This is a genomic window from Pseudomonas sp. KH_027 (genome assembly GCF_057838565.1).
Map to the genome: position 1 here is coordinate 4048298 of NZ_CM174470.1, position 24217 is coordinate 4072514.

At 64.0% G+C, this 24217-nt stretch carries 24 protein-coding genes and 1 pseudogene; 9 read left to right on the plus strand and 16 right to left on the minus strand.

The genetic code is table 11. The features are described 5' to 3' along the window. Positions 1 to 10: 10 nt before the first annotated feature. Positions 11 to 517, minus strand: coding sequence for a DUF3015 domain-containing protein (locus AC3IYG_RS18880; protein ID WP_489311024.1), 507 nt, complete (start codon positions 515 to 517; stop codon positions 11 to 13). Positions 518 to 845: 328 nt separating this feature from the next. Here AC3IYG_RS18880 and AC3IYG_RS18885 point away from each other — a divergent pair, with 328 nt between their 5' ends. Next, complete coding sequence (locus AC3IYG_RS18885; protein ID WP_489311026.1) at positions 846 to 1214, plus strand: PilZ domain-containing protein; 369 nt, start codon at positions 846 to 848, stop codon at positions 1212 to 1214. 173 nt (positions 1215 to 1387) lie between these two features. On the opposite strand, the gene radA is transcribed toward AC3IYG_RS18885, so the two are convergent. Then, positions 1388 to 2752, minus strand: coding sequence for a DNA repair protein RadA (gene radA / locus AC3IYG_RS18890; RefSeq protein ID WP_489311027.1), 1365 nt, complete (start codon positions 2750 to 2752; stop codon positions 1388 to 1390). Positions 2753 to 2839: 87 nt separating this feature from the next. Next, the gene (locus AC3IYG_RS18895; RefSeq protein ID WP_489311028.1) at positions 2840 to 3097 is read right to left on the minus strand and encodes an HP1242/YdcH family protein; all 258 of its coding nucleotides are present in this window, start codon (positions 3095 to 3097) and stop codon (positions 2840 to 2842) included. A 166-nt stretch (positions 3098 to 3263) separates the two neighbouring features. Between AC3IYG_RS18895 and mscL the strand changes: the two genes are divergently transcribed. Beyond that, positions 3264 to 3674 (plus strand): large-conductance mechanosensitive channel protein MscL, encoded by a 411-nt coding sequence (gene mscL / locus AC3IYG_RS18900; RefSeq protein WP_489311030.1) that lies wholly within the window; start codon positions 3264 to 3266, stop codon positions 3672 to 3674. A gap of 106 nt (positions 3675 to 3780) precedes the next feature. On the opposite strand, the gene AC3IYG_RS18905 is transcribed toward mscL, so the two are convergent. Continuing rightward, complete coding sequence (locus tag AC3IYG_RS18905; RefSeq protein WP_489311032.1) at positions 3781 to 4557, minus strand: ferredoxin--NADP reductase; 777 nt, start codon at positions 4555 to 4557, stop codon at positions 3781 to 3783. 145 nt (positions 4558 to 4702) lie between these two features. Between AC3IYG_RS18905 and AC3IYG_RS18910 the strand changes: the two genes are divergently transcribed. Together AC3IYG_RS18910 and AC3IYG_RS18915 are read left to right on the plus strand one after the other, a co-directional pair. Continuing rightward, a complete protein-coding gene (locus tag AC3IYG_RS18910) occupies positions 4703 to 5368 on the plus strand; it encodes an NAD-dependent epimerase/dehydratase family protein (RefSeq protein WP_489311033.1) in 666 nt (221 codons plus the stop codon). 101 nt (positions 5369 to 5469) lie between these two features. Further along, entirely contained in the window at positions 5470 to 6318 is an 849-nt protein-coding gene (locus AC3IYG_RS18915; RefSeq protein ID WP_489311035.1) for an SDR family NAD(P)-dependent oxidoreductase, read from the plus strand. An 18-nt stretch (positions 6319 to 6336) separates the two neighbouring features. Here AC3IYG_RS18915 and zapE read toward each other — a convergent pair whose 3' ends face one another. Continuing rightward, a complete protein-coding gene (gene zapE / locus AC3IYG_RS18920) occupies positions 6337 to 7467 on the minus strand; it encodes a cell division protein ZapE (RefSeq protein ID WP_489311037.1) in 1131 nt (376 codons plus the stop codon). 170 nt (positions 7468 to 7637) lie between these two features. Between zapE and AC3IYG_RS18925 the strand changes: the two genes are divergently transcribed. Next, positions 7638 to 8762 (plus strand): methyltransferase, encoded by a 1125-nt coding sequence (locus AC3IYG_RS18925; protein WP_489311039.1) that lies wholly within the window; start codon positions 7638 to 7640, stop codon positions 8760 to 8762. An 86-nt stretch (positions 8763 to 8848) separates the two neighbouring features. On the opposite strand, the gene AC3IYG_RS18930 is transcribed toward AC3IYG_RS18925, so the two are convergent. The 8 genes from AC3IYG_RS18930 to AC3IYG_RS18965 all read right to left on the minus strand — a co-directional run bounded on the left by AC3IYG_RS18930 (position 8849) and on the right by AC3IYG_RS18965 (position 17939). After that, positions 8849 to 9016, minus strand: a complete 168-nt coding sequence (locus tag AC3IYG_RS18930; RefSeq protein ID WP_489311040.1) for a DUF2474 domain-containing protein — start codon at positions 9014 to 9016, stop codon at positions 8849 to 8851. A 53-nt stretch (positions 9017 to 9069) separates the two neighbouring features. Then, positions 9070 to 10077, minus strand: coding sequence for a cytochrome d ubiquinol oxidase subunit II (cydB, locus tag AC3IYG_RS18935; RefSeq protein WP_489311042.1), 1008 nt, complete (start codon positions 10075 to 10077; stop codon positions 9070 to 9072). A gap of 2 nt (positions 10078 to 10079) precedes the next feature. Further along, positions 10080 to 11510: a cytochrome ubiquinol oxidase subunit I gene (locus AC3IYG_RS18940; RefSeq protein ID WP_489311043.1), complete on the minus strand. Its 1431-nt coding sequence runs from the start codon at positions 11508 to 11510 to the stop codon at positions 10080 to 10082. 225 nt (positions 11511 to 11735) lie between these two features. Further along, the gene (locus AC3IYG_RS18945; protein WP_489311045.1) at positions 11736 to 12332 is read right to left on the minus strand and encodes a nucleotidyltransferase family protein; all 597 of its coding nucleotides are present in this window, start codon (positions 12330 to 12332) and stop codon (positions 11736 to 11738) included. Positions 12333 to 12391: 59 nt separating this feature from the next. Continuing rightward, positions 12392 to 13363, minus strand: coding sequence for an XdhC family protein (locus AC3IYG_RS18950; RefSeq protein WP_489311047.1), 972 nt, complete (start codon positions 13361 to 13363; stop codon positions 12392 to 12394). A gap of 1 nt (position 13364) precedes the next feature. Further along, positions 13365 to 14573 carry a cytochrome c gene (locus AC3IYG_RS18955; protein ID WP_489311049.1) on the minus strand — a complete coding sequence of 403 codons (1209 nt, stop codon included), beginning with the start codon at positions 14571 to 14573 and terminating at the stop codon, positions 13365 to 13367. Positions 14574 to 14575: 2 nt separating this feature from the next. Then, positions 14576 to 15115, minus strand: coding sequence for a (2Fe-2S)-binding protein (locus AC3IYG_RS18960; protein ID WP_489311051.1), 540 nt, complete (start codon positions 15113 to 15115; stop codon positions 14576 to 14578). Further along, positions 15108 to 17939 carry a xanthine dehydrogenase family protein molybdopterin-binding subunit gene (locus tag AC3IYG_RS18965; protein ID WP_489311052.1) on the minus strand — a complete coding sequence of 944 codons (2832 nt, stop codon included), beginning with the start codon at positions 17937 to 17939 and terminating at the stop codon, positions 15108 to 15110. Before AC3IYG_RS18965 ends, AC3IYG_RS18960 begins: the two co-directional genes overlap by 8 nt. A gap of 271 nt (positions 17940 to 18210) precedes the next feature. On the opposite strand from AC3IYG_RS18965, the gene AC3IYG_RS18970 reads away from it, so the two are divergent. Next, positions 18211 to 19440, plus strand: a complete 1230-nt coding sequence (locus AC3IYG_RS18970; RefSeq protein WP_489311054.1) for an MFS transporter — start codon at positions 18211 to 18213, stop codon at positions 19438 to 19440. A 106-nt stretch (positions 19441 to 19546) separates the two neighbouring features. On the opposite strand, the gene AC3IYG_RS18975 is transcribed toward AC3IYG_RS18970, so the two are convergent. Further along, positions 19547 to 20098, minus strand: coding sequence for a DJ-1 family glyoxalase III (locus AC3IYG_RS18975; RefSeq protein ID WP_489311056.1), 552 nt, complete (start codon positions 20096 to 20098; stop codon positions 19547 to 19549). Between the two features lie 198 nt (positions 20099 to 20296). On the opposite strand from AC3IYG_RS18975, the gene AC3IYG_RS18980 reads away from it, so the two are divergent. Continuing rightward, positions 20297 to 21592, plus strand: a complete 1296-nt coding sequence (locus AC3IYG_RS18980; RefSeq protein ID WP_489311057.1) for an NCS2 family permease — start codon at positions 20297 to 20299, stop codon at positions 21590 to 21592. Positions 21593 to 21723: 131 nt separating this feature from the next. Beyond that, the gene (trmA, locus tag AC3IYG_RS18985) at positions 21724 to 22812 is read left to right on the plus strand and encodes a tRNA (uridine(54)-C5)-methyltransferase TrmA (RefSeq protein WP_489311058.1); all 1089 of its coding nucleotides are present in this window, start codon (positions 21724 to 21726) and stop codon (positions 22810 to 22812) included. 241 nt (positions 22813 to 23053) lie between these two features. On the opposite strand, the gene AC3IYG_RS18990 is transcribed toward trmA, so the two are convergent. Both AC3IYG_RS18990 and AC3IYG_RS18995 read right to left on the minus strand, forming a co-directional pair. Further along, the gene (locus AC3IYG_RS18990) at positions 23054 to 23446 is read right to left on the minus strand and encodes an OprD family outer membrane porin (protein ID WP_489311060.1); all 393 of its coding nucleotides are present in this window, start codon (positions 23444 to 23446) and stop codon (positions 23054 to 23056) included. A 158-nt stretch (positions 23447 to 23604) separates the two neighbouring features. Continuing rightward, positions 23605 to 23730: pseudogene (locus AC3IYG_RS18995) on the minus strand (outer membrane porin, OprD family); the annotation flags it as partial. A gap of 249 nt (positions 23731 to 23979) precedes the next feature. On the opposite strand from AC3IYG_RS18995, the gene AC3IYG_RS19000 reads away from it, so the two are divergent. Further along, complete coding sequence (locus AC3IYG_RS19000; protein ID WP_489311062.1) at positions 23980 to 24171, plus strand: LysR substrate-binding domain-containing protein; 192 nt, start codon at positions 23980 to 23982, stop codon at positions 24169 to 24171. The last annotated feature ends 46 nt before the right edge of the window (positions 24172 to 24217 follow it).

Sequence of the window (24217 nt, forward strand, 5' to 3'; positions counted from 1 at the left end):
GCGGAGTTGTTTACGCGGGTTGCTTGGCGTAACGCGCCAGTTGTGAGTCACGGCTCATCACGTCGAGGGTGGCAGCCAGCACCTGTTCACTGGTCGCATCCGCCTTGGCGAAAATGGTGCCGAAGTTCTGATGCGTGACCTGGGCAAAATGCGCGCGGTCAGCCTTTTCGACCCCCAGCAGCGTGGCGTAGGCATCCAGCGCCTCACCCTGCCCCTGTGCCATGTCTTCGGCGATGGAGTCGAGCATGCCATTCATGGCCAGCATCGAGCGGCCGCCATAACCCAGTTTGACGCTGGAGTCACAGCCGTTGGTACCCGAGGTCAGACCAAAAGTGGCATTCCCCGACGTACCGTTGGTGGTAGTCGCCAACAGGTGAGGCACCAGCCCGCGCTGACCGTCGAACAGCATATTGCCCCAGCCGCAGCCTCCACCGCCGGCCTGATCAGCCTGCGCCAGCAAACTGGCAGTGCTCAGAACGCCTAGAATCAAACCTTTGCTTAGCAGTCGCTTATCCATATCTGCGCTCCGCAGTGAAATTATTCGAAAAAACGCTCTAGCAGCTTTGGCGACACTCGCCCACCTGTCAAACCGATGGCGGCATTAACGCTACAATGCGTGCAGTTTCAGCCAGGAGGCAGCATGCCCATGGCGACAGTTCGGCGCTTGACGTTGAACAGCGCCAGAACGTCGAGCGGCAAGCAGCCGCGCACAGCAACAGTAGGAGCCGTTTTCAGCGGCATCGAGCGAAGGTCGGCCACGTTAATGACGCCGCCTCAGCGACACGCCAAGCCTTTGAAAAACAGCTTATTAGCTATAGTGGATGAAACTGCCAAGGAGTTACCCCATGAGTGAGTCAGCCAACGAGCGGCGGCGCTTTCAGCGCATCGCTTTCGACGCCAGCACCGAAATCGCCCAAGGCGAGCGGCGCTGGACGGTTGAGTTGCATGACCTGTCGTTCAAGGGCCTGCTGATAAAACGTCCAGCCGACTGGAACGGCGACCCGGATGAGCCATTCGAAGCGCGCATCGAGCTGAGTGCCGATGCGCAAGTCAGCATGCAAGTGGTGCTGACCCGCATCCAGGGCGACCTGCTGGGCTTTGTCTGCCGGCACATCGACCTCGACTCCATCAGCCACCTGCGCCGCCTGGTCGAACTCAACCTCGGCGACGAAACCCTGCTGGAGCGCGAGCTGGCGGCGCTGGGAGAAGAATAGGGCCACGTTGGTTGGGGCGCCGCGAAGGTTGAGCAACGCGGCCCAACGCTATGCACGTCCAGGAGCCGCGGCGATCCCTGACCGTACGCTGCGCTATCGACATGAGGACAGGCATCGCCATGTTGGGCTTCGGCGCTGCGCGCCTCAACCCAACCTACAGTCCTACAGCCCCTCTACTCGAACAACGCATCCAGCGCCTGTTCCAGGCGTGTCACCGCAATCACCTGCAGCCCGGGTGGCGACTCCTTCGGCGCATTGCCTTTGGGCACGATGGCGCGCTTGAAGCCGTGCTTGGCCGCCTCCTTCAAGCGCTCCTGGCCGCTCGGCACCGGGCGCACCTCGCCGGACAAACCGACCTCGCCAAACACCAGCAGGTCATGCGGCAACGGCCGGTTGCGCAGGCTGGACATCACCGCCGCCATCAAGGCCAGGTCCGACGCAGTCTCCAGCACCTTGACCCCGCCGACCACGTTGAGAAACACGTCCTGGTCATGGGTGGGAATCCCGCCATGCCGGTGCAGCACCGCCAACAGCATGGCCAGCCGGTTCTGATCAAGACCCAGGGTGACCCGTCGCGGGTTGGCCAGGTGGCTGGTGTCGACCAACGCCTGCACCTCAATCAGCATCGGCCGCGTACCTTCCCACGTCGCCATCACCACACTGCCCGGCACTTCCTCCTGGGCGCGGGTGAGGAAGATCGCCGACGGATTGGAGACCTCCTTCAAGCCGCGGTCGGTCATGGCGAACACGCCGAGCTCGTTGATCGCGCCGAAGCGGTTCTTCACCGCCCGCAGCAAACGCAGGCGGCCATCGGACTCGCCCTCGAAATACAACACGGTATCGACCATGTGCTCCAGCACCCGTGGCCCGGCCAGCGAGCCGTCCTTGGTGACGTGGCCGACCAGGAAGATCGCCGTGCCGCTCTGCTTGGCATAGCGCACCAGCAACGCCGCGCTCTCGCGCACCTGGGAGACGCCACCGGGGGCGGACTGCAATTGCTCGGTGAAGATGGTCTGGATCGAGTCGATCACCATCACTTTCGGCTGCTCGGTACGCGCGGTGGCGATGATCGCTTCGATGCAGGTCTCGGTCATCACCTTCAGCTGGTCTTCCGGCAACCCCAGGCGCCGCGCACGCATGGCCACCTGCTGCTGGGATTCCTCGCCGGTGACGTACAACGCGGGCAGACGGGTGGCAATATTGCACAGGGTCTGCAACAGGATGGTCGACTTGCCGATCCCCGGGTCGCCGCCGATCAGCACCACCGAGCCATCCACCAGGCCACCGCCGAGCACCCGGTCCAGCTCCGCCGACGCGGTGGAGAAGCGTGGCATCTCCTGCACGCTGACCTCGGCCAGCGTCTTGATCTGCGCCGGCTGCCCGGCCCAGCCGGCACGCCCGCTGGCCGTCTCGCTGGCGGCCTCGATCATGCTTTCGACCAAGGTGTTCCAGGCGCCGCATTCCGCGCATTGCCCGGCCCACTTGGGGAAGGTGGCACCGCACTCGGTGCAGCCGTACATACGCTTGGCCTTGGCCATTGCGGACTCCTGTCAGAGAAAAGCCCGCATGATAGCCCTAGTGCCTCGCCGGACAAATTTTCTCGCCGGCACGAACGGCCGCGCTGCTCAAGCGCCCTTGCCGTTGGCTGCCTGTTTCAGTTGCCGGGCGATTTCGACATTGAGCCGCACCCGCTCGTTCTTCAACGCCTGCAGCGCCAGCCCATCCAGCGCTTCGCGGCCATCCTCGACCTGGTAGATGCGCTTATCCAGCGCCTCGTAGTCCGCCGCCAAACGGGTGAAATGCGCGTCGTTGCCCTGCAGGGCCAGCAGTTCGGCATTAAATTCAGGAAACTCCCGCATCAGCGGATGGTATTCGAGCGTCATAATTTGCCCCCTCCGGTAGGTTGAACCTGTTCTTTCAGCCTAGCCCAGCCAGCGTCGAACGGACCGTCCCGCGACCGCCCCCGGACAGCCGGCGCGCTGAGACTGGGAGCAGCCCTGGCGCTGCATTACACTGCCAGCATCAATCGCAAAAACAGGGAGTCAAGCTATGAGCGTGCTCAGCGAGTTCAAGGCCTTCGCGGTCAAAGGCAATGTTGTCGATATGGCGGTCGGGATCATCATCGGTGCCGCGTTCGGCAAGATCGTTTCATCATTCGTCGGTGATCTGGTGATGCCGCCGATTGGTTTGTTGATCGGCGGCGTGGACTTCTCGCAACTGGCCGTTACCCTGAAAGCCGCCGAGGGCGACATTCCGGCCGTCATGCTGAGCTACGGCAAGTTTATCCAGACCATTCTGGACTTCGTGATCGTCGCCTTCGCCATCTTCATGGGCGTCAAGGTGATCAACAAACTCAAGCGCGAAGAGGCTGCGGCGCCGACGCTACCGCCCGTCCCGACGCCGGAAGAGCTGCTGCTGACGGAAATCCGCGACCTGCTCAAGACCCAGCAGAACCCGTAGCACGCAGCAGCGCGAGCTGCATACCGCATCATTTGAATGGTCGAACACGATGGCGCCCCAAGCGCCATTTTTTGCGGCCGGCACACAGCGACCCTGAGCGGTCGCCTTACCAGTAATTCTCCACCGCCACCTGCCCCGGCCGACGGGTCAGGCTGAGCTGCATGTCCCGGGTTTTCAGCAGGGTGCGGCAATCCTCGATCATCTGTGGGTTGCCACACAGCATCACCCGCGAAAACTCCGGTTCCAGCGACAGATCGGCGGCGCGCTCCAACTCGCCACTGGTGATCAGCAGGGTCACCCGTCCGTGCAGGGTGCCGGGCACCTGTTCGCGGGTGATGATCGGCAAGTACGTCAGTTTGTGCGCGTATTGCTGCAAGTACTCGCGCTGCATCAATTGCCCGATCAGCTCCTGATAGGCCAACTCGCTGGCTGTCCGCGCGCTGTAGACCAGCACGATGCGCTCGAAACGCTCCCACACCTCGAAATCCTGCAGAATCGATAAAAACGGTGCCAGGCCGGTACCGGTGGCCACCAGCCACAGGTCGCGACCATCGATAAAGCGATCGAGGGTAAGGAAGCCAAACGGCTGGCGCTCGACCAACAGCTGGTCGCCGGCCTGCAGGCGGTTGAGTTCGCTGGTGAACTCGCCATCCGGCACGACGATGGAGAAGAATTCCAGGTACTCGTCATGGGGCGCGGACAGCATCGAGTAAGCGCGCCAGACACATGTGCCATCGGGCTTTATCACACCGAGGCGGGCGAATTGGCCGGCACGAAAACGGAAATGCGCATCCCGGCTGCAGCGCAGGCTGAACAAGGTCGGCGACCAGGGCCGCACGTCCAGCAGGGTTTCGCGGGTGAATTTTTCTTCGCTGGCGGTCATCGGCGGACTTCCTGGAAAGCTCTGGCTACAAGTTTCTCGCAAAGTGGCCTGCAGCAATACCCGCAAACAATAGGGTCTTGTACCTTGCCCAAGGCCAGGGCGCATGATTGCCGGCTGAGCACAGCATCGAAATCGGGGAACGGACATGAAGATTCTGCTAGTCGGCGCAACCGGTATGGTCGGTCAGGGCGTCTTGCGCGAGTGCCTGCTGGCCGCCGACGTCACCGCGGTCACCACGCTAGGCCGCACCGTTACCGGACAGGTGCATGCCAAACTCGAGGAAATACTGCAGACCGACCTGTTCGACTACAGCAATATTGAAACCCGCCTGACCGGCTTCGACGCCTGCTTCTTCTGCTTCGGCGTGTCGTCAGCCGGCATGAACGAAGCAGACTACAACCGCCTGACCCATGACCTGACACTGGCCGCGGCCACCACCCTGGCGCGCCTCAACCCGCAGATGACCTTCGTCTATGTCTCCGGCGCCGGCACCGACAGCAGCGAACGCGGCCGCAGCATGTGGGCGCGGGTCAAGGGCCGCACCGAGAACGACCTGCTGGCCTTGCCGTTCAAGGCGGCCTACATGCTCCGCCCGGGCATAATCCAGCCGCTGCACGGGCTCAAGTCCAAGACCGACTCCTACCGGATGCTCTACAGCCTCAGCCGCCCGCTGTTGCCGCTACTGCGCCAGTTGTGGCCGGGGCAGGTGCTGACCACCGAGGTGATCGGCCAAGCGATGCTGACCGCGGCCCGCACCGGTGCGCCGAAAGCCGTGCTGGAAAGCGCCGAGGTCAACGCGTTGGCCGTTTAGGTCATGGACTCGCCGCCGTGCCGCGCTGAATGATGGGCCGTGCGCCGCCCTCGCGATCGCGGGCTGTGGTACATCCAACAATTATAAAAATGGAGGCAGGCATGTCTTTCGCAGAAAACGTCATCTGGATCACCGGCGCCTCATCGGGTATCGGCGCAGCCCTGGCCAGCGCCCTGCTGCGCCAGGGCGCCAAGGTCATCCTCTCAGGTCGCCGCGTCGAGGAACTGCGTCGGATCGCCGCCCAGGCCCCCGAGCGTTGCCTAGTATTGCCGTTCGAGAGCACCGACTACGCCGCACTGCCCGAAGTGGTCGAAAGCGCCTGGTCCTGGTGCGGGCGAGTCGACCTGCTGATCAACAACGCCGGCGTCAGCCAGCGCAGCCTGGCGCTGGATACCGGCCTGGAGGTCTACCGTCAGTTGATCGAGGTCGACTACCTGGCCCCGGTGGCGCTGACACAGCTGCTGCTGCCGAAGATGGTCGAGCGCCGCGCTGGGCATCTCGCCGTGGTCAGCTCGGTAGCCGGCAAGGTCGGCACGCCACTGCGCAGCGGTTACTGCGGCGCCAAGCACGCGGTGATCGGCTACTTCGACGCGATTCGCGCCGAGGTGGAGCAGGCCTACGGCATTCACGTCAGCGTGATCCTGCCGGGCTCGGTGCACACCTCGGTCGCGATCAACGCCTTGTCCGGTGAAGGCCGCGCGCGTGGCCACTCGGACCCGAACATCGAAAACGGCATGGACGTTACAGTCGCCGCCGACCTGATCCTGGCCGGGCTGGCCGAACGCAAACGGGACATCCCGATCGCCGAAGGCATCGAGTTGATGGCCTTGCAGTTACGGGTCGCCAATCCGGAGCAACTCTACGGCTTCACCGCCAAAGAAGGCGCACGCCTGGCGGCCTTGCGCGAAGCCGGCGGTTCGCTGGACCCGAGCGATATCCGCAGCAACTGACCCCAGCTACGCAGCGCTTCAGCCCTGGCCAAAGCGCTGCAACTGCATTTCCTGCAAGCGGCTCAGGGTGCGGCGAAAGGCAAAGGCCAGATAGCCTTCGGTGTAGAGCTGCTCCAGCGGCACCTGCGCTTCCAAGTAGAGCGGCACCTTGCGGTCGTAGCATTCATCCACCAGGGCGATGAAACGCCGCACACTGTCGTCATGAGCGGACAGTTCCGGTAGTTGCCGATCGCCGGCCAGCACCCGTTCGACGCCATCTTCGGTGCCCCGGGCGATCTTGGCCGCCCGTTGCCGGCCACTCAGGTTGGGTACCTCACTGAGCAGGATGGTCGTAAAGCGATCACACAGGACGATGAAATCCAGGGCGCAGAGTGGTTGCTCGCACAAGTCGGCATAGCGGCACCAGAGCACCGGTGCGGCCTGCTGCAGCACCGGAATCGGTCGATGACCCAGCTCGATGGGTTCGGCGGACGTCGCCTGGCCCGCCGCCAAACGGCTGAACAGCGCGCCGAGGACACTCGCCTGACCTGGCTGGGCCAACCAGTAGCGCGGGTGCTGTTCGCCGGGGTGCAAGCGGTGATCCTGCCCGCCATCGACGCCAATCACCTGCATGTAATGGTTGATGGCGGCAATCGCCGGCACGAAGCGCTCGCGATTGAAACCGTCGGCATACAGCTGTTCCGGCGGCTGGTTGGACGTGGCGACCAGCACCACGCCCTGCTCGAACATAACCTGCAGCAGCCGCCCGAGGATGATGGCATCGCCGATGTCATTGACGAACAATTCATCGAAACACAGTACCCGGACGTCCTCACTCAACTCACGGGCCAACGCCTGCAGCGGATCGGCCGTGCCGGTCAGTTGGAACAGGCGCCGGTGCACCCAGCTCATGAAATGATGGAAATGCTGGCGTCGCGCCGGCACTTGCAGGCTCTGATAAAAGCGATCCATCAGCCAGGTCTTGCCACGCCCGACCGGCCCCCAGAGATAGACCCCGCGCGCCGCGTGCCCTTGGCCGGCTGGCGGCTGCACGGCTTCGTAGCAATCCTGCAACAGCTCGGCGGCGCGCCATTGCGCCTGGTCCGACTCGAAACCTTGCTGCTCGATGGCCTGCCGATAGGCCGCCAGGGGGGGTATGACATTGATCATGGAAGTAACCGGTGCATGAATTCCAGCGGCTGAGAGCGGGGCATTACCGCTACGGGGCCACGCAGCCGCCCTCTTATACTTGAAGTGCCGGCGCGAAAAACCACTTAAACTGCCGGCATGGCGAGTTTCAATTCAAATCAATGACTTGCCCGATCAAGAGTGTTTCATTGATGGCCCTATTTCGCACCCCGTTCACCGACCTGGATCTGTTCCGCCAGCCGCCGCAACGCGACGACCCGCTGCTAGCTTTCGACGCCGCTGACGAATACCTGCTCAACCACTTGGCCGAGCAGGGCATCAACGATGAAAGCCGCGTGTTGCTGCTGAACGACAGCTTCGGCGCGCTGGCCGCCAGCCTGGCCGGCAAGGCCCAGGTCTGTAGCAGCGGCGATTCGCACCTGGGCGCGTTGGCGCTGGCAAACAACCTGGCCTGCAACAATCTGCCGGCCAACAGCGTGCGCTTTGTCCCGGCCAGCCAGACAGTGTCCGGCCCGTTCGACTGGGTGCTGATCCGCGTGCCGAAAACCCTGGCGTTGCTGGAAGAACAACTGATTCGCCTGCAGGGCCAGCTGGCGCCCGGCGCGCAGGTCGTCGCCGCTGGCATGCTCAAGCATCTGCCGCGCAGCGCCGGGGACTTGCTGGAGCACTACATCGGCCCGCTGCAGGCTTCGCTCGCGGTGAAAAAGGCCCGGCTGCTGTTCGTCACGCCCAGCGCGAAAGCCCCGCTGAGCTCGCCCTACCCGACCCGCTACCAACTGGACAGCCCGCGCATCACGCTGCTCAACCACGCCAATGTGTTCTGCCGCGAAGGCCTGGATATCGGCACCCGGGCATTTCTGCCACACCTGCCGCAAAGGCTCGGCGCGGCGCGGGTTGCCGACCTTGGCTGCGGCAATGGCGTGCTCGGTATCGCCTGCGCACTGGCCAACCCCGATGCGCAACTGACGCTGGTGGACGAGTCGTATATGGCCGTGCAATCGGCGGCCGAGAACTGGCGCGCCGCACTGGGCGAGCGACCGGTAGCGATTCGCCCCGGCGATGGCCTGGCCGAGCAGGCGGAGGACTCATTGGATCTGGTGTTGTGCAATCCGCCCTTCCACCAGCAACAGGTGGTCGGCGATTTCCTCGCCTGGCGCATGTTCCAGCAGGCCCGCTCAGCCCTGGTCAAAGGCGGCGAACTGTGGATCGTCGGCAACCGACACCTCGGCTACCACGCCAAGCTCAAACGCCTGTTCCGGGGTGTCGAGCAGGTAGCGGCGAATCCCAAGTTCGTGGTGTTGAAAGCCATCAAGTAACCGACTGATCCCGTAGGAGCGGGCCATGCCCGCGATGCTTGAGAGGTTTTCGTGGGCATGGCCCGCGCCTGCGAACAGCTACCTCGCTACGGCGTACTCAACCCCGCCGCATTCATGAACAACCGCAACAGATAGGACACCACGCCCAGCGCCAGCACGCTGCCCGTCCAGATCGCGACCAGCCAGCTCAGGCGCTGCCACAGCGGTTTCTTCCCCGAGCTGTCGGCCAGCTCGGCGGCCTGTGGTTTACGCATCGGATTGCACCTCCTCAGCAGCGCTGCCAGGCCAGCCAGCAGCGCCTCGGGTTCTAGTGGTAGCCATCGTCCTGGGTCACCTTGCCGCGGAACACGTAATAGCTCCAGGCGGTGTACATCAGGATGAACGGGATGATGAACAACGCGCCGACCAGGATGAAGCCCTGGCTCTGTGGCGGCGCGGCGGCCTGCCAGATGGTCACCGACGGCGGGATGATATGCGGCCACAGGCTGATGCCCAGACCGCTGTAGCCGAGGAAGATCAGCACCAGGGTGAGGAGGAACGGCGTGTAGTTGCGGTTGTTCTGCACCGCCTTCAACAACGCATAGAGGGTCACCAGTACCAGGATCGGCACCGGCATGAACCAGAACAGGTTCGGCAGACTGAACCAGCGTTGGGCGATTTCCGGGTGGGCCAGGGGCGTCCACAGGCTGACCACGCCAGTCACGGCCAACACCACGAAAGCCAATGGCCGCGCCAGATCGTGCATCTGCTTTTGCAGCCGACCTTCGGTCTTCATGATCAACCAGGTGCACCCGAGCAGGGCGTAGGCGGCGATCAGCGCCAGCCCGCAGAACAGCGAAAACGGCGTCAGCCAATCCAGCGAGCCACCGGCATAGGCGCGGTCGACCACCGGAATGCCGTCGATGTAAGCGCCGAGTGCCACGCCCTGGAAGAAAGTCGCGGTCAGCGAGCCACCGATAAAGGCCTTGTCCCAGATATGCCGCTTGTGTTCCTTGGCCTTGAAGCGGAACTCGAAGGCCACGCCACGGAATATCAGCCCCAGGAGCATGAAGATCAGCGGCAGGTACAAAGCGCTCAGCACCACCGCGTAGGCCAGCGGAAAGGCGCCGAACAGCGCCGCGCCGCCGAGCACCAGCCAGGTCTCGTTACCGTCCCAGACCGGCGCCACGGTGTTCATCATCACATCGCGCTCGCGGTCATCCTTGACGAACGGGAAGAGGATGCCGATGCCCAGGTCGAAGCCATCCATGACCACGTACATCATGATGCCGAAGACGATGATGATTGCCCAAATCAACGAAAGATCGAAGCCCATGGTCAGTTCCTCTCGCTTGCGTTGTCGTCGTCCAGCCCTTCGGCGGCGGCGGACAGCGGCCGCGCCGGCGTGCGTTGCTGCCCAGGCCCACCACTGCCCTGCTCCTTGCCTTCATCGGTGACCGGGCCTTTGCGCACCAGGCGCAGCATGTAGCCGAGGCCGACCCCGAACAGCGCGAAGTACACCACCACGAACAAGCTCAGGGTCAGGCTCATCTGCGCGAAGCTGTGCCCGGATGAGGCATCCGCGGTACGCATCAGGCCGTACACCACCCAGGGCTGACGCCCGACCTCGGTGGTGAACCAGCCGGCGAGGATCGCGATCAAGCCGGACGGCCCCATCCACAACGCCAGATAAAGGAAGGGTTTGGATTGGTAGAGGCCGCCACGGGCGCGCAGCCAGAGGCTCCAGAGCCCGGTGAAGATCATCAGCATGCCGAGGCCGACCATGATCCGGAACGACCAGAAGACGATGGTCGAGTTGGGCCGGTCTTCTGGCGGAAACTCCTTCAGCGCCGGCACCTGCCGATCCAGGCTGTGGGTCAGGATCAGGCTGCCAAGGGCGGGAATCTCCAGCTTGAAGCGGGTTTCCTCGGCCTGCATGTCCGGCCAGCCGAACAGGATCAGCGGAGTCGGCTCGTCGCCGACGTTTTCCCAGTGCCCCTCGATCGCGGCAATTTTCGCCGGCTGGTGTTTCAGCGTATTGAGACCGTGGAAATCACCGATCACCGCCTGAATCGGGGCGACAATCAAGGCCATCCACATGGCCATCGACAGCATGCGGCGGATCGCCGGGTTGTCCCGCCCGCGCAGCAGATGCCAGGCCGCCGAGGCACCGACGAAGAACGCCGTCGCCAGGAACGCGGCGGTGGCCATGTGCAGCAGGCGGTAGGGGAAGGACGGATTGAAAATCACCGCCAGCCAGTCCACCGGGATTACCCGGCCGTCGATGATTTCAAAGCCCTGCGGGGTCTGCATCCAGCTGTTCGAGGCGAGAATCCAGAAGGTCGAGATCAAGGTGCCGATCGCCACCATCACCGTCGCGAAGAAGTGCAGACCCGGGCCGACACGGTTCCAGCCAAACAGCATGACGCCGAGAAAGCCGGCTTCGAGGAAGAACGCGGTCAGCACTTCGTAGGTCAGCAACGGCCCGGTGACGGCGCCGGCGAAGTCGGAAAACGCGCTCCAGTTGGTGCCGAACTGATAGGCCATCACCAGCCCGGAAACCACGCCCATGCCGAAGTTGACGGCGAATATCTTCGACCAGAAGTGATAGAGGTCACGATAGACCTCCTCATGGGTTTTCAACCACAGGCCTTCCAGCACCGCCAGGTAGCTGGCCAGGCCGATGGTGATCGCCGGGAAGATGATATGGAAGGAAATGGTGAACGCAAACTGCATTCGGGCCAGATCCAGAGCCTCTAAGCCGAACATGGGACATCCTCAATCAGGTTGTACGGGCACGCGCTGGCCAGCAGCTCCGAGTCGTGGAGTGCGGCGCCAAGGGGTTGTTCTTATTCGACGGAGTTCGAGCTGGATCACCGGCCGCAGAGGCCACCACGCAAGCCGAAAAGCGGGTATTGACGTGGATCAATCAGCGTTTAAAGAGTAGCGCTTTGTGCCCGGCGTGCCGCTGTGGTCGATTGTCGCGCAGCGCCGTCAGTCGCCGACCAGCGCCGCGGGCGTATCCACATCGCGCAGCACGCCCGGATCGTTCAGCTCGATGCCGAACCAGGCTTCCTCATGGGCGGCCAGCACGCTCTTGGCGCCCTGATCGCCGCTCAGCGCTTGCAGCTCCAGCCAGTAACGCCGACCGAAGAGCACCGGGTGGCCACGCTCGCCGGCATACAGGGGGAACACGATGCGCTCGGCGTCGGCGGCTTGCGCCAGGCGCTGCAGGCTGGCCTCGGCGATCCACGGCATATCGCCGAGCAAAACCGCCACCGCCCGGCAGCGCAGCCCGGCCACCGCGCGCACGCCGGCGGCCAGGCTGTGGCCCATGCCCAGATCGGCCGCCGCACAACGCACCAAGCGTACTCCGGCGCCAAGGCCCAAGACCTGCGGATCGTCCTCCGGGCGCAGCACCACATAAACCTCGGCAAAACAGCGCTCGGCCAACGCCACGGTCGTGGCCAGCAACCCCGCGCCATTGGCCAGGCTGGCGCAGCGCTTGTCACTGCCAAAGCGCCGGCCGCGACCGGCGGCGAGAATCAGGGCGATGACGGGAGGGCTGGTGGGCATGGCGATTTCACTCATGACATGACTGAAGTGTAGGCCGCAGCGGCTCAAACAAAAGGCGCTCCGCAGGTTGTCGGCTATAACTGCTCGCGGCCGATGCCATTGCGCACCCGGACGATATCGGCGAGCACTGCCAGGGCGATTTCCGCCGGGGTCTTGCTGCCGAGGTTCAAACCAATTGGCGCCTGGATACGAGCAATCTCGAGTTCGCTCAGGCCGCCCGAGCGCCGCAACCGCTCGAAGCGTTTCTGGGTAGTCAGGCGCGAGCCCATCACGCCGATATAGAAAGCCTCGCTGCGTACCGCCTCGATCATTGCCAGGTCGTCGATCCGTGGGTCGTGGGTCAGCGCCACCACGGCGGTGTCGGTGTGGCAGCCGCCGGCGGCGATCACTTTGCTGGGCAGTTCGCGGCGGATTTCCACACCCGGCAAATCGACCCCCTCGAGCACGTCATCACGCGGGTCGCAGAGCACCACCTCGAAACCCAGGGCCTTGCCGAACTCGGCGCACACCTGGGTCACACTGGAATAGCCGGCCAACAGCAAGCGCTGGGCGGCGCCAATGCGGATGCGCAGGCAGTCTGGCTGGCGCTCGACCCTCGGCCCCTGTGCCCGATCATCCAGCAGCCGCCACGTGCCCTGCGGCAGAGCGATCTCCCGGATCAACCGGCGCTGACCGAGCAAGGCGCCTTCCAACTCGCGCAAATGGGCCTGCACCGCGCAATCGGCGGCGAGGTTCTCCACCAGCACTTCCAGTACGCCACCGCAGGGCAAACTCACCTGCGCACGTTGGTCGCTGCCGTCGCCATAGCGCACCAGCGTCACGGGTTCGGGAAAGGCGCCCTCGGCCAGCCGTTCGAGAAAGTCCTCTTCGACACAGCCCCCGGACAATGAGCCGATCCATTTGCCCGCCGCGTTCACCGCCAACAGCGATCCCGGCGCACGCGGCGCCGAACCGTAGGTGAACAGCACCGTGCACAGCCACACGCGCTGGCCGGCCAGCGACCAGGCCAGCGCCTGACGCACGACAAGCAGGTCGAGGTGCTGCACCTTAGTGCTCCGCCGCGGCGCGCAGCTCGGTTACCCGTGCGCTGCTGAGGTCGCCCGGCACGCCGCCCCAACTTTCGCGCAGGTAATTGAGCAGATCGCTCAGTTGCTCAGCGCTGAGTTTGTCGACGAAGCCCGGCATCGGCTGCATACGCTCAAAGCCAGTGAACTGCTGGGCATGGATGCCGTCATCGATCACCCGCAGCAGGTTGCGCGGGTCATCCAGACGCAGGGTGGTATTGCCGTTCATCGCCACCGCCACATGCGGCACGCCCTCGCCATTGCCACCATGGCAGCCGGCGCAGACGTTGAGGTATTCCTGACGGCCCAGCTTGGCGCTGTCGCTGAGCTGGGCCAGCGGCGGCGGCACCAGCTGTTTGGCCGGCGGTGGTTGATCGCCCAGCAGAAAGGTGGCCATGGCCTGGTGATCGGTCAGCGGCAAGTGCTGGGAGCTGTGGTGGAATACCGGGAACATCTCGTTGAACATCGAGCCCTGGGCGCTCATGCCATATTTGAGGAAGGTCGCCAGATCCGCCGGGTTCCAGCCGCGGGCGGCCAAGTCTTCAGCCAGCAGGCTGGGCGCCTGGTAACCGAGCAATTCGCCACCCTGCAAGCGTTTGTCCTGCTCCAGCGCACCGCTGATGCTGCGCGGGGTATGGCATTCACCGCAGTGGCCGAGCACTTCGACCAGATACTGGCCTTGTTGCCAGGCCTCGCTCTTGCCCTCGGCCGGCTGCAGTTGCACCCGATCCTTGTAAATCATGTTCCAGAACGCCAGGCCGAAACGCAGATTGAACGGAAAGCTCAGGCTGGTTTGCGGGCTGGGTTTGGCGATCGGTTCCAGGTTCATCAGGTAGGCGTAGATCGCATCGGAATCTTCGCGCTTGATCAGGTGGTAGGAGGTGTAAGGCATCGCCGGGTAGAGCTTGCTGCCGTCCGGCCGCTTGCCCTCGGTCAGCGCATTGAACAGGTCGTCGGCACTGTAGTGGCCGATGCCATGCTCCAGGTCCGGAGTGATGTTGGTGCCGTAGATGGTGCCGAATGGCGAAGCCAGCGGCAGACCGCCGGCATAGTCGGCGCCGCCTTCGATGCTGTGGCAGGCCACGCAGTCCGCCGCGCGGGCCAGGTATTGGCCGCGCTCGATCAGTTCCTTGTCCGCCGCCTGGGCGGCCAGCGGCAATAACAAGACGGCGCCGATCAGTAAGATCCTCATGCTCAGCCCTCCTTGACCAGGCCAAGATCTTCGATCACCGCACGCGTCGCGGTGTAGTAGCGCACATAGCCGGTGCAGCGGCAGATGTGGTGGCCGAGGGCGCCCTCGATCTCGCCCTCCAGCTGGCTGCGTTTGATCGGCTGGCGCTGCAGTTTTTCCACCAGCACCGTGGCCGCATTGACGAAGCCCGGCGCGCAATAGCTGCATTGGAAGCTGAACTGGTCGACGAATTTCTGCTGGATCGGGTTCATCTGCTGCACCGCGCCATTTGCATCGAGCTTGGCGTGGCCTTCGATGGTGCGGACCTTCTTGCCTTCAAAGAAATGCGCGCCGGTGATGCAGGTGCGGATTTCCTCACTGCTGCCGTCCGGTTTATCCAATATCGCCACGCAGGCATGGCAGACGCCCTGGCCGCAGCCCAGGCGCGAGCCGGTGAGGTTTTGGTATTCGTGCAGAAAGTCGATCATCATCAAATCGTCCGCCACTTCGACAGGGCCGACGGCTTGTCCGTTGATGGTCATGCTCAGCGGGCGGTTAGCCATTGAGGGCCTCCTTGATACGCGCGGGAGAAACGGGAAGGTCGCGCAAACGCTTGCCGGTGGCATGCGCAATGGCATTAACGAGGGCGCCCACCACGGGGATCATCACCACCTCGGCGATGCCCTTGGCCGGGTCGCTGGGGGACAGCGGCGGCAAAATTTCCGCCGTCTGCGTCCACACCGCCACATGCTTGGCCAGTGGCAGCTGGTAACGGTTGAAGTTCCAGGTGCCCTCGCCCGGGCCACCTTCATACAGCGGCATTTCTTCCAGCAAGGCATGACCGATCCCCATGGCCACGCCCCCCTCCAACTGCCCGAGCACCAGCTCCGGCACGATCACCCGGCCGCATTCGAGCCAGGAGTGGTGACTGAGCACCTTGACCTCGCCACTGCCGCGATTGACCTTGACCTCGACCAAGGTGGCGACCGGGCTGTAGTAGGTGACCATGGCGTTATTCAGCTGGGTGACCGGGTAGTTCACCGCCACGCGGTCGAGCAGGTGATAGCCCTGGGTCCTCATCTGCGACTTCTTGGCGATCTCGGCGCCATCGCCATATTTCACCGCGAGTGCATCCAGCGGCACGCTTTCGCGCTGGCCATTGATCTCGAACTCGGCAGTGGCCCAGCTCCAACGGTTGAAGCCGTGCACGCTGGCAGCGGTGACCAGGCCCAGTTCGTGGGCTTTTTTCGCCAGCACCTCGAAGGCAATCGGCTGCATGCCGCCCGCCGTCAGCCTGCCCTCGACCCAATGCGCGTCCTCGCGGCGCACCACATAGGGGTTGGCCGCGCCACCGAAAATCCCCTGGCCCCAGATGCTCAGCGCCGCGGGCCACAAGCCGTGGTTGAACAGCACCCGTGCCGCCTCTCGGGTGGCGTGGCCGGAGTAATACGCCGAGTTGGTCGCCGAGGACGGCGAAGCCAGCTTGCCGACCCAGCGCGGGTTCCTCAGCGCCGCGTCCTGGTCGGCCTGGCTGATGATGTAGGGGTTGCCGCTGGTGGTCAGCGCCAGCTCGGCCCAGTCGGTCTCGCCGGTTTTGATTTCATCGGCCGGGTGACCGAGGAAGTCGGCCACCAGCAACGCCTGGGCAGTGGCCATGCCGGTGCCCATGTCGATGCCGACATGGCGCAGCTTGACCTTGCCCTCGGCACTGAATTCGACGCTGGCCAGCGGCGATTCGGAACCGGTGCCGAAGTCCTTTTGGCAGATGGCGAAACCAACGCCGTAGAGATGATCCGGGTCCTCCCTGTCGGACTTCTGCTTGCGCTCGACCCGGGTTTTCCAGAGCTCGTGCTGGGCGGCTTTATCGAGAATTTCTTCAAGACGCAGCGCCCCGGCCGGGATCGCGCCTTGGGTGTTCTTCATCCCGGTTTTGAACACGTTTTTCCTGCGCAATTCGATGGCGTCGATATCCAGCCGCTCGGCCAGTTCATCGACCATCATCTCGGTCGCGGCCATGGTCTGCAGGGTGCCGTAGCCGCGCATGGAGCCGGCCTCGACACCGCGCGAATGGTAGGCGGTGGCCGCCAGATCGCTACGCGGCAGGTAATAGATCGACTGCGCCGCAGTGGCCCCCACCGCCGCGACCGAAGAGCTGTAGTTGGCGCGGCCGCCGCCATCGACGTCCATGTGGGCGCGGAAAATCTGGAAGCTGTGGTCCTGTTTGTTCACCGCCAGTTGATAGTGCATGTCGAAAGGGTGGCGCTTGATGCCGCTCTGGAACTGCTCGTAGCGGTCATTCGCCAGGCGCACCGGCACCCCGGCGCCGTACATGGCCGCGAGGGCGGCATAGAACACAAAGATGTTGTTGTCCTTGGAGCCGTAACCGACGGTGTAACCCGGGTGCAGGTTCAGCTTGGCGACGCCGAACTGCGACGGCGCGAGCATGTGCGCGGTCTGCTCGGCGACTTCGAACGGGCACTGAGTGGCGACCACGAAGTGCAGCGTCCTGGTCTGCGGATCGAACCAGCCGTTGCCATTATCAGCCTCAAGGGCGGCCGGCTCGACGGACTGGGTGCGGTAGCGTTCATCGAACACCAGCCAATCATCCGGCGGCGACGCCAGCTGTGCGCGCATCTGCTCGGCGTAATACAGGCCTTGCTCGGTCAGGTCGCCATTGATTTTGGCTTGCTGGCTCCAGACCGGCTTACGTTCACGGATCAGCGGGAACAGCATGCTGTCCTTGAGGCTGGAGAAGGTGTCATCGGCAAAGGGGTTGTCGCCGCCAACCCGAACGTAGCGGAAGCTGCCATAGGGGTCGGTCTGGTACGGCTCGGCCTTGGCGCCGTAGCGGATCACCTTGTCATTGAACTTGAGCGTGTTCTTGGCCTGGCGGAAGCGCTCGAAGTCCTTCCAGATCAACAGCGCCACCGGGTGGCCGATGAACATCGGCACCTGGCCTTCCGGCAGGAACGGATCAGGGCCATGGGATGCGGGCCAGGCGATGCCGTCTTTCTGCAGGTCGGCGGCGGTGACGATGCGGTCCGGCTGCAGCCCCGCAGCCAGCATCGACAGGTCGAAACCGGCGTAGAGATGGTCTGCCCTGGTCGCTTTCAGCAGCATGGCGTGGCCCTGCTGGGTCGGCCAGCCAGGCATATCCTTGGCGCGGATGTCGCGGGCGAAGACCTTGGCACCGCAAGCCTTGGAGACCCCATCGATGCGTGCCCGCGCCTGCCCTCCGGCGGTGAACCACGGCTGCGGGCTGGTGGTGACCTGTTCTTCAAACAAAGCGGCGAACGCGCGGCTACCGAGCGGCGCCAGCGTCACGCCGACTCCGGCGATGATGCTGCCCTGCAAGAAGGCACGCCGGGAGAATTCACGGTTAGACATACCGAATCCTCAGAGCAGTGGGTTGCACCCTGCCCCGTTAAATTATGGAAGTGTTGAGCACATCCACCCCTCAGGCTTAAGGGATGAATAGAAGAATAGCCGAGGGAAAACCTGACTTTAAAGTCAATTCTAGCGAAGTACCTTGGTGCGACAAAAGCATTTTCTGCCTCGATAGGCAGAAAACGCTGTGTTCGATTAATCCAACCCCACCGCTCTAGAGCGCGTGCTAGCCTGACGCACCCCAAGCCAGCGAAGTTAAGAAGCCTCCCGCATGTCGACCCACGGCAAACTCCTGCTGCGTCACCATCGCCCGTTCATCGCCTTCTGGTTGGCCCGCGTCTGCACCGCCAGCGGCTTCCAGATGCTCACCGTGGCCATCGGCTGGCACATGTACCAATTGACCGGCAACGTGCTGGACTTGGGTTGGGTCGGCCTGGTGGAGTTTCTGCCACGGCTGCTGTTCATGCTGCACACCGGGCATGTCGCCGATCGCTACGACCGGCGCAAGGTGGCGGCGCTCTGCCAGGGTGGACAGGCGCTGATCGCCATTGCCTTGGTGCTGGGCAGTACCAGCGGCGAGGTCACCCGCGAGATGATTTTCGTGCTGGCCTTCCTGCTCGGCAGCGCCCGCGCCTTCGAGATGCCGGCGACGCAGGCGCTGCTGCCGAGCCTGGTGCCGACCGCGCTGTTCCCGGCCGCGGTCGCCGCGTCGGCTTCGGCGATGCAGACCGCGACCATCGCCGCGCCGGCCCTCGGCGGTTTTCTCTATGCCTTCGGCAGCCTCTGGGTCTATGCGCCCACGGCCCTGTTGTATGTCCTGGCCTGCGCGCTGATGCTGAGCCTGCCCAAGCGCCAGGAGCCGCTCAATCAGGAGCGTCCGTCGCTGCATTCGTTGCTGGCCGGTATCCGCTTCATTCGCAGCCGGCGCGATATCTTCGGCGCCATTTCGCTGGATCTGTTCGCCGTGCTGCTGGGCGGCGCCACCGCGTTGCTGCCGGTGTTCGCCAAGGACATTCTGCTGACCGGCCCTTGGGGGCTCGGCCTGCTGCGCTCGGCCCCGGCGCTGGGCGCCTTGCTGATGGCCTTCTGGTTGGCGCGCTTTCCCATCGAGCGCAACGTCGGGCGGATCATGTTCACCGCAGTCGGCGTGTTCGGCGTGGCGACCATCGCCTTCGGCCTCTCCACCTCGTTCTGGTTCTCGCTGCTGGTGCTGGCGATCCTCGGTGCGGCCGACATGATCAGCATGGTGATCCGTGGCGCCTTCGTGCAACTGGAAACCCCGGACGCCATGCGTGGCCGGGTCAGCGCGGTGAACGGCTTGTTCATCGGCGCCTCGAATCAGCTCGGCGAATTCGAATCCGGCCTCACCGCCCACTGGTTCGGCACCGTGCCGGCGGTGGTCCTGGGCGGCGTCGGCACCCTGCTGATCACCGGCACCTGGATCAAGCTGTTCCCAACCCTGGCCAAGCGCGAGCGGCTGCATGAGCCGAGCAACCCGTAGATTCTTCGGAGGAGCGGGCCACGCCCGCGAAAGCCCTTGAAGCATAAGTTTCGCGGGCATGGCCCGCGCCTACAGGTTTGCGCTTTTCGGCTGAAAAAAGAGAGACCTATACCAGCAGCGCCTTGGCGACCTCTTTGCGCTTGCCTTTGCCCACCAGTTGCTCCACCAGGGTCAGGGCGAACTCCATCGCGCTGCCCGGCCCCTGGCTGGTGATGCAGTTGCCATCCACCACCACCGGCTGATCGACGAAGGTGCAGCCCGAAAGCCGGTCGCTCAGCGCCGGATAGCAGGTCATCCGCCGCTGTTTGAGCACCCCGTAACTCTGCAAGGCCACGGCTGGCGCGGCGCAGATACCGGCGAACAGCTTGCCGGCCGCCGCGTGCTCGCGCACCCGTTCGGCCAAGGGCTGGTGATCGGCCAGGTGCTGGGCGCCGGGCATGCCGCCCGGCAGGACAATCAGATCGAACTCCTGCGCCAGCACGTCGACCAGCATGGCGTCGGCGGTCAGGCGGGTGCCACGGGCACAGGTCAGCATCCGCCGGTTTTCGATGCTGGCCACCAACAGTTCGATGTCGGCGCGCCGCAGCACGTCGATCAGGGTCACGGTTTCAAGGTCTTCCACGCCGTCGGCAACGGCGAGCAGGGCACGAGCAGTCATGTTGACTCTCCCAAAAAAGCAGAACGAAAACTGTCCATCTGGTCATAAATCCAATCCACCCCGATCAAGCTCGCAGGGTGAGCTGGTATGATGCGCGCCTTTTTTCAGGCCGGCAGAAAAACAGCGCTGCGACAGTGCCTGTGCTTTGCTTCTGCCTGACTGCATATTCACGGCGCTGTGCGCCACGGGGAGCCCACCATGCTGGAAAGACTATTCCAACTCAACGCGCATAACACCACAGTGCGCACCGAGATCCTCGCCGGTCTGACGACGTTCCTGACCATGGCCTACATCCTCTTCGTCAACCCGAGCATCCTCGGCGAAACCGGCATGGACAAGGGGGCGGTGTTCGTCGCCACCTGCCTGGCGGCGGCCATTGGCTCGGCGATCATGGGTTTTATCGCCAACTACCCGATCGCCCTCGCGCCGGGCATGGGTCTGAATGCCTTCTTCACCTACACCGTGGTGCTGCACATGGGCCACACCTGGCAGGTGGCGCTCGGCGCGGTGTTTCTCTCGGCATGCATGTTCTTCCTGCTGTCGATCTTCAAGATCCGCGAATGGATCATCAACAGCATCGCGCTGGAGCTGCGCTCGGCGATCGCCGCCGGCATCGGCCTGTTCCTCGCCCTGATCGCCCTGCAAAACGCCGGAATAGTAGTGGCCAACAAGGCCACGCTGGTCGGCATGGGCGACCTGAGCAAACCGGAACCGCTGCTGGCCATCCTCGGGTTCTTCCTGATCGTCGCCCTGGAGGCGCGCAAGGTCACGGGCGCAGTGCTGATCGGCATCCTCGCCGTCACCGGCGCAGCCATCGCTCTGGGCGTGTCCACGTTCGGCGGGGTGGTGTCGCTGCCGCCATCGCTGGCGCCGACGTTCCTGCAACTGGACATCAAGGGCGCACTGGATATCGGCCTGATCAGCGTGATCTTCGCCTTCCTCTTCGTCGACCTGTTCGACAACTCCGGCACCCTGATCGCCGTGGCGAAAAAAGCCGGTCTGATGCGCAAGGACGGCTATATGCCGAAAATGGGCCGCGCGCTGATCGCCGACAGCAGCGCCGCGATGGTCGGCTCGGTGCTGGGCACCTCGACCACCACCAGCTACATCGAATCGGCTGCCGGCGTCAGCGCTGGCGGGCGTACCGGCCTGACCGCCGTGGTGGTCGCCATCCTGTTTCTCCTGGCGCTGTTCTTCTCACCGCTGGCCGGTAGCGTGCCGGCCTTCGCCACCGCTCCGGCGCTGCTGTTCGTCGCCGTGCTGATGACCGCCGGCCTGGCGGAAATCGACTGGGACGACATCACCGTCGCCGCCCCGGTGGTGATCACCGCGCTGGCCATGCCGCTGACCTTCTCCATCGCCAACGGCATCGCTTTCGGCTTTATCGCCTGGGCCGCGATCAAGCTGCTGGCCGGCCGCTGGCGCGAGCTGAACCCGGCCTTGGTGATACTCGCCATTCTGTTCGTGATTAAACTGGGCTGGTTCAACGCCTGATTCGTAGGGTGGATGACGCTGTTCTCATCCACCGATACCGCACACGGCGGTGGTGCTCTCTCACCACCGTCAGCCACATCGCAAGGTGGATGGATGCAGCGTCATCCACCCTACAACGACATGAGTTATCCATGAGTGCCCCACAGTTCGACCCGGCCACCTACATGGCCCAGCTGGAAGAAAAGAAAACCCGCCTGGTTGCCTTGCTCGCACCCTTCGCGGCACCGGAGCCGGAAGTCTTCGACTCGCCGCGCGAGCATTACCGCCTGCGCACCGAGTTCCGCCTGTGGCGGGAGAACGAAGAGCGCTTCTATGCGATGTTCGCCGCCGGCGACAACCGCACGCCGATCCTGCTCGACGACTTCCCGATCGCCAGCCGTCGCATCAATGAGCTGATGCCTCGGCTGAAAGCCGCCTGGCAGGCCAGCTCGGCGCTGAGTTTCAAGCTGTTCCAGGTCGAGTTCCTCACCACCCTGGCCGGCGACGGGCTGATCACCCTCTGCTACCACCGCCCATTGGACGAGCACTGGCAAGCGGCGGCGCAACAGCTCGCCAGCGAACTGGGCGTCAGCCTGGTCGGGCGCTCGCGCGGCCAGCGCCTGGTGATCGGTCGCGACCATGTGGTGGAAGAGCTGCAGGTCGCCGGGCGCACCTTCAGCTATCGCCAACCGGAAGGCGCCTTCACCCAGCCCAACGGCGAAGTGAATCAGAAAATGCTCAACTGGGCCTTCGACAGCCTCGGCGAGCGTCAGGACGACCTGCTTGAACTCTACTGCGGCAACGGTAACTTCACCCTGCCGCTGGCCACCCGCGTGCGCAAGGTGCTGGCCACGGAAATCAGCAAAACCTCGGTCAACGCCGCGCTAGCCAACCTCGCCGATAACCAGGTCGACAACGTGACCCTGGTGCGCCTCTCGGCCGAAGAGCTGACCGAAGCCTTGAATGAAGTGCGCCCGTTCCGCCGCCTGCAAGGTATCGACCTGAAGAGCTACCAGTTCGGCAGCGTATTCGTCGACCCGCCGCGCGCCGGCATGGACCCGGACACCTGTGAGCTGACCCGGCGCTTCGACAACATCCTGTACATTTCCTGCAACCCGGAAACCCTGGCCGCCAACATTGCCCAGTTGCACGACACCCACCGCGTCGAACGCTGCGCACTGTTCGACCAGTTCCCCTACACCCACCACATGGAGTCAGGGGTTCTACTGACCAGGCGATAAGGAGGCCAGCCCTATCCGGGGCGCACGGGGGTAGTCAAGACATCCTCGCGAGCGTGGCTAGCCACCCCGCTGCCAGCCGCCAAGGGTCATCGATCAGGGAAAGCCCTTGCGCCTTGTGGGCGATCGGGCCGCGCGCCGACGCGTGCAAACGTGGGTCGGCGCACTTCAGGCATGCCCGGGCAGCGCCCGTACATGCATGCTCAGGGCTCGTGGTGATGGGGCGCAAACCTCAGCGGCGCGATCACCAGAGTGCGATGTCATAGGTCAGGTAAATGCGGTTGCCGTCCCGGCCGCGGCTGTAAGCCAGTTGCCCGCTGAGCATCTGGCTGTCCAGCTCGCCGCCGCGCGCCTCCCCTGCGCCCAGGTTGCGGAAGTAGCGCAGGTCACTGGTCAGGGTGCCTGCGCTCAGCGGCTGGGTGTGGATGAAACCGGCGAAGTGCTGGCGATAGAACGCTTCCAGTTCGCCGTAGTAGTAACTGAGGGTCAGCTGTTTGCCGGCCTTGTAGTCGGCGCCGGCGAAATAGAAGCCTTCGCCTTCGTCGCCCGAATAACCATCGGCGATGATCGAGCGGTTGTCGCTGGAGTCGCGCATGCGGAATTCATCCAGGTAGCCGCCGGTCAGGCTCAGCCCCAATGGGCCTTCGCTGTAACCGGACTGGAGATCGAGGAGAAAACCCTGCGCCCATGCCTCCTTGCGTGATTGCGTGGTGGCGTGGTGGCGTGGTGGCGTGGTGGCGTGGTGGCGGCAGCCTTGCTGCTCATGCCGGCCTCGTGGCGAAAATCCTCATTGATGTAGATGTTGCGCAATTGCAGGCTGGCTTTGCTGTCTTCGATGAAGCCGGCGGCTTCGGCCTGTGCGCTAAATCCGAGCAGACCGCCAAGGGCCAGTGTCAGCTGAGCGGTAGTGCGGGTATGCATATCGCGGAGTCCTTGTTGTTCTGGTCGGCGCGCGCGGTCCACCTGGGCGCGAAGGCGCACCCGGCAAACGACGAGGCTCAGGAAACGGGATGCGGCAGTGGCGTCAGATCCAGAGGATCAGCGCGCCGGTCAGCAAGGCGAGCGCGGTAATCACCAACGAGGTGAGGATCGCCCACTTGTAGGTGAAACGCTGGAATTCGCCTCAACGGTTTCTACGGGGCGCAGCCCCTGTCGACGTCGCTGGGCCTGGTGGAGAGCGGGCTGGGCGTGGCGATTCTGCCGCGCATGGCCATGCCCAGCTCCGAGCATGAGACGCTGTGCTCACGCGACCTGCCGCCGCATATCGAACGAACCATCGGCCTGGTGCGCCGCGATGGTGAACCGCTCCCCAGCACCGCCGAGCTGTTCATCGAGATGCTGCTCAAACCGTGGAAAGAGTAAGGGCGCCCAGCATGGCCCGACGCAGCGTCAGTGGCCTGTACGGCGA

Excerpts from the sequence above, each read along its gene's own strand:
- AC3IYG_RS18880 (WP_489311024.1), bottom strand. The coding sequence starts at position 517 with ATGGATAAGCGACTGCTAAGCAAAGGTTTGATTCTAGGCGTTCTGAGC.
- AC3IYG_RS18885 (WP_489311026.1), top strand. The coding sequence starts at position 846 with ATGAGTGAGTCAGCCAACGAGCGGCGGCGCTTTCAGCGCATCGCTTTC.
- radA (WP_489311027.1), bottom strand. The coding sequence starts at position 2,752 with ATGGCCAAGGCCAAGCGTATGTACGGCTGCACCGAGTGCGGTGCCACC.
- AC3IYG_RS18895 (WP_489311028.1), bottom strand. The coding sequence starts at position 3,097 with ATGACGCTCGAATACCATCCGCTGATGCGGGAGTTTCCTGAATTTAAT.
- mscL (WP_489311030.1), top strand. The coding sequence starts at position 3,264 with ATGAGCGTGCTCAGCGAGTTCAAGGCCTTCGCGGTCAAAGGCAATGTT.
- AC3IYG_RS18905 (WP_489311032.1), bottom strand. The coding sequence starts at position 4,557 with ATGACCGCCAGCGAAGAAAAATTCACCCGCGAAACCCTGCTGGACGTG.
- AC3IYG_RS18910 (WP_489311033.1), top strand. The coding sequence starts at position 4,703 with ATGAAGATTCTGCTAGTCGGCGCAACCGGTATGGTCGGTCAGGGCGTC.
- AC3IYG_RS18915 (WP_489311035.1), top strand. The coding sequence starts at position 5,470 with ATGTCTTTCGCAGAAAACGTCATCTGGATCACCGGCGCCTCATCGGGT.
- zapE (WP_489311037.1), bottom strand. The coding sequence starts at position 7,467 with ATGATCAATGTCATACCCCCCCTGGCGGCCTATCGGCAGGCCATCGAG.
- AC3IYG_RS18925 (WP_489311039.1), top strand. The coding sequence starts at position 7,638 with ATGGCCCTATTTCGCACCCCGTTCACCGACCTGGATCTGTTCCGCCAG.
- AC3IYG_RS18930 (WP_489311040.1), bottom strand. The coding sequence starts at position 9,016 with ATGCGTAAACCACAGGCCGCCGAGCTGGCCGACAGCTCGGGGAAGAAA.
- cydB (WP_489311042.1), bottom strand. The coding sequence starts at position 10,077 with ATGGGCTTCGATCTTTCGTTGATTTGGGCAATCATCATCGTCTTCGGC.
- AC3IYG_RS18940 (WP_489311043.1), bottom strand. The coding sequence starts at position 11,510 with ATGTTCGGCTTAGAGGCTCTGGATCTGGCCCGAATGCAGTTTGCGTTC.
- AC3IYG_RS18945 (WP_489311045.1), bottom strand. The coding sequence starts at position 12,332 with ATGAGTGAAATCGCCATGCCCACCAGCCCTCCCGTCATCGCCCTGATT.
- AC3IYG_RS18955 (WP_489311049.1), bottom strand. The coding sequence starts at position 14,573 with ATGAGGATCTTACTGATCGGCGCCGTCTTGTTATTGCCGCTGGCCGCC.
- AC3IYG_RS18960 (WP_489311051.1), bottom strand. The coding sequence starts at position 15,115 with ATGGCTAACCGCCCGCTGAGCATGACCATCAACGGACAAGCCGTCGGC.
- AC3IYG_RS18965 (WP_489311052.1), bottom strand. The coding sequence starts at position 17,939 with ATGTCTAACCGTGAATTCTCCCGGCGTGCCTTCTTGCAGGGCAGCATC.
- AC3IYG_RS18970 (WP_489311054.1), top strand. The coding sequence starts at position 18,211 with ATGTCGACCCACGGCAAACTCCTGCTGCGTCACCATCGCCCGTTCATC.
- AC3IYG_RS18975 (WP_489311056.1), bottom strand. The coding sequence starts at position 20,098 with ATGACTGCTCGTGCCCTGCTCGCCGTTGCCGACGGCGTGGAAGACCTT.
- AC3IYG_RS18980 (WP_489311057.1), top strand. The coding sequence starts at position 20,297 with ATGCTGGAAAGACTATTCCAACTCAACGCGCATAACACCACAGTGCGC.
- trmA (WP_489311058.1), top strand. The coding sequence starts at position 21,724 with ATGAGTGCCCCACAGTTCGACCCGGCCACCTACATGGCCCAGCTGGAA.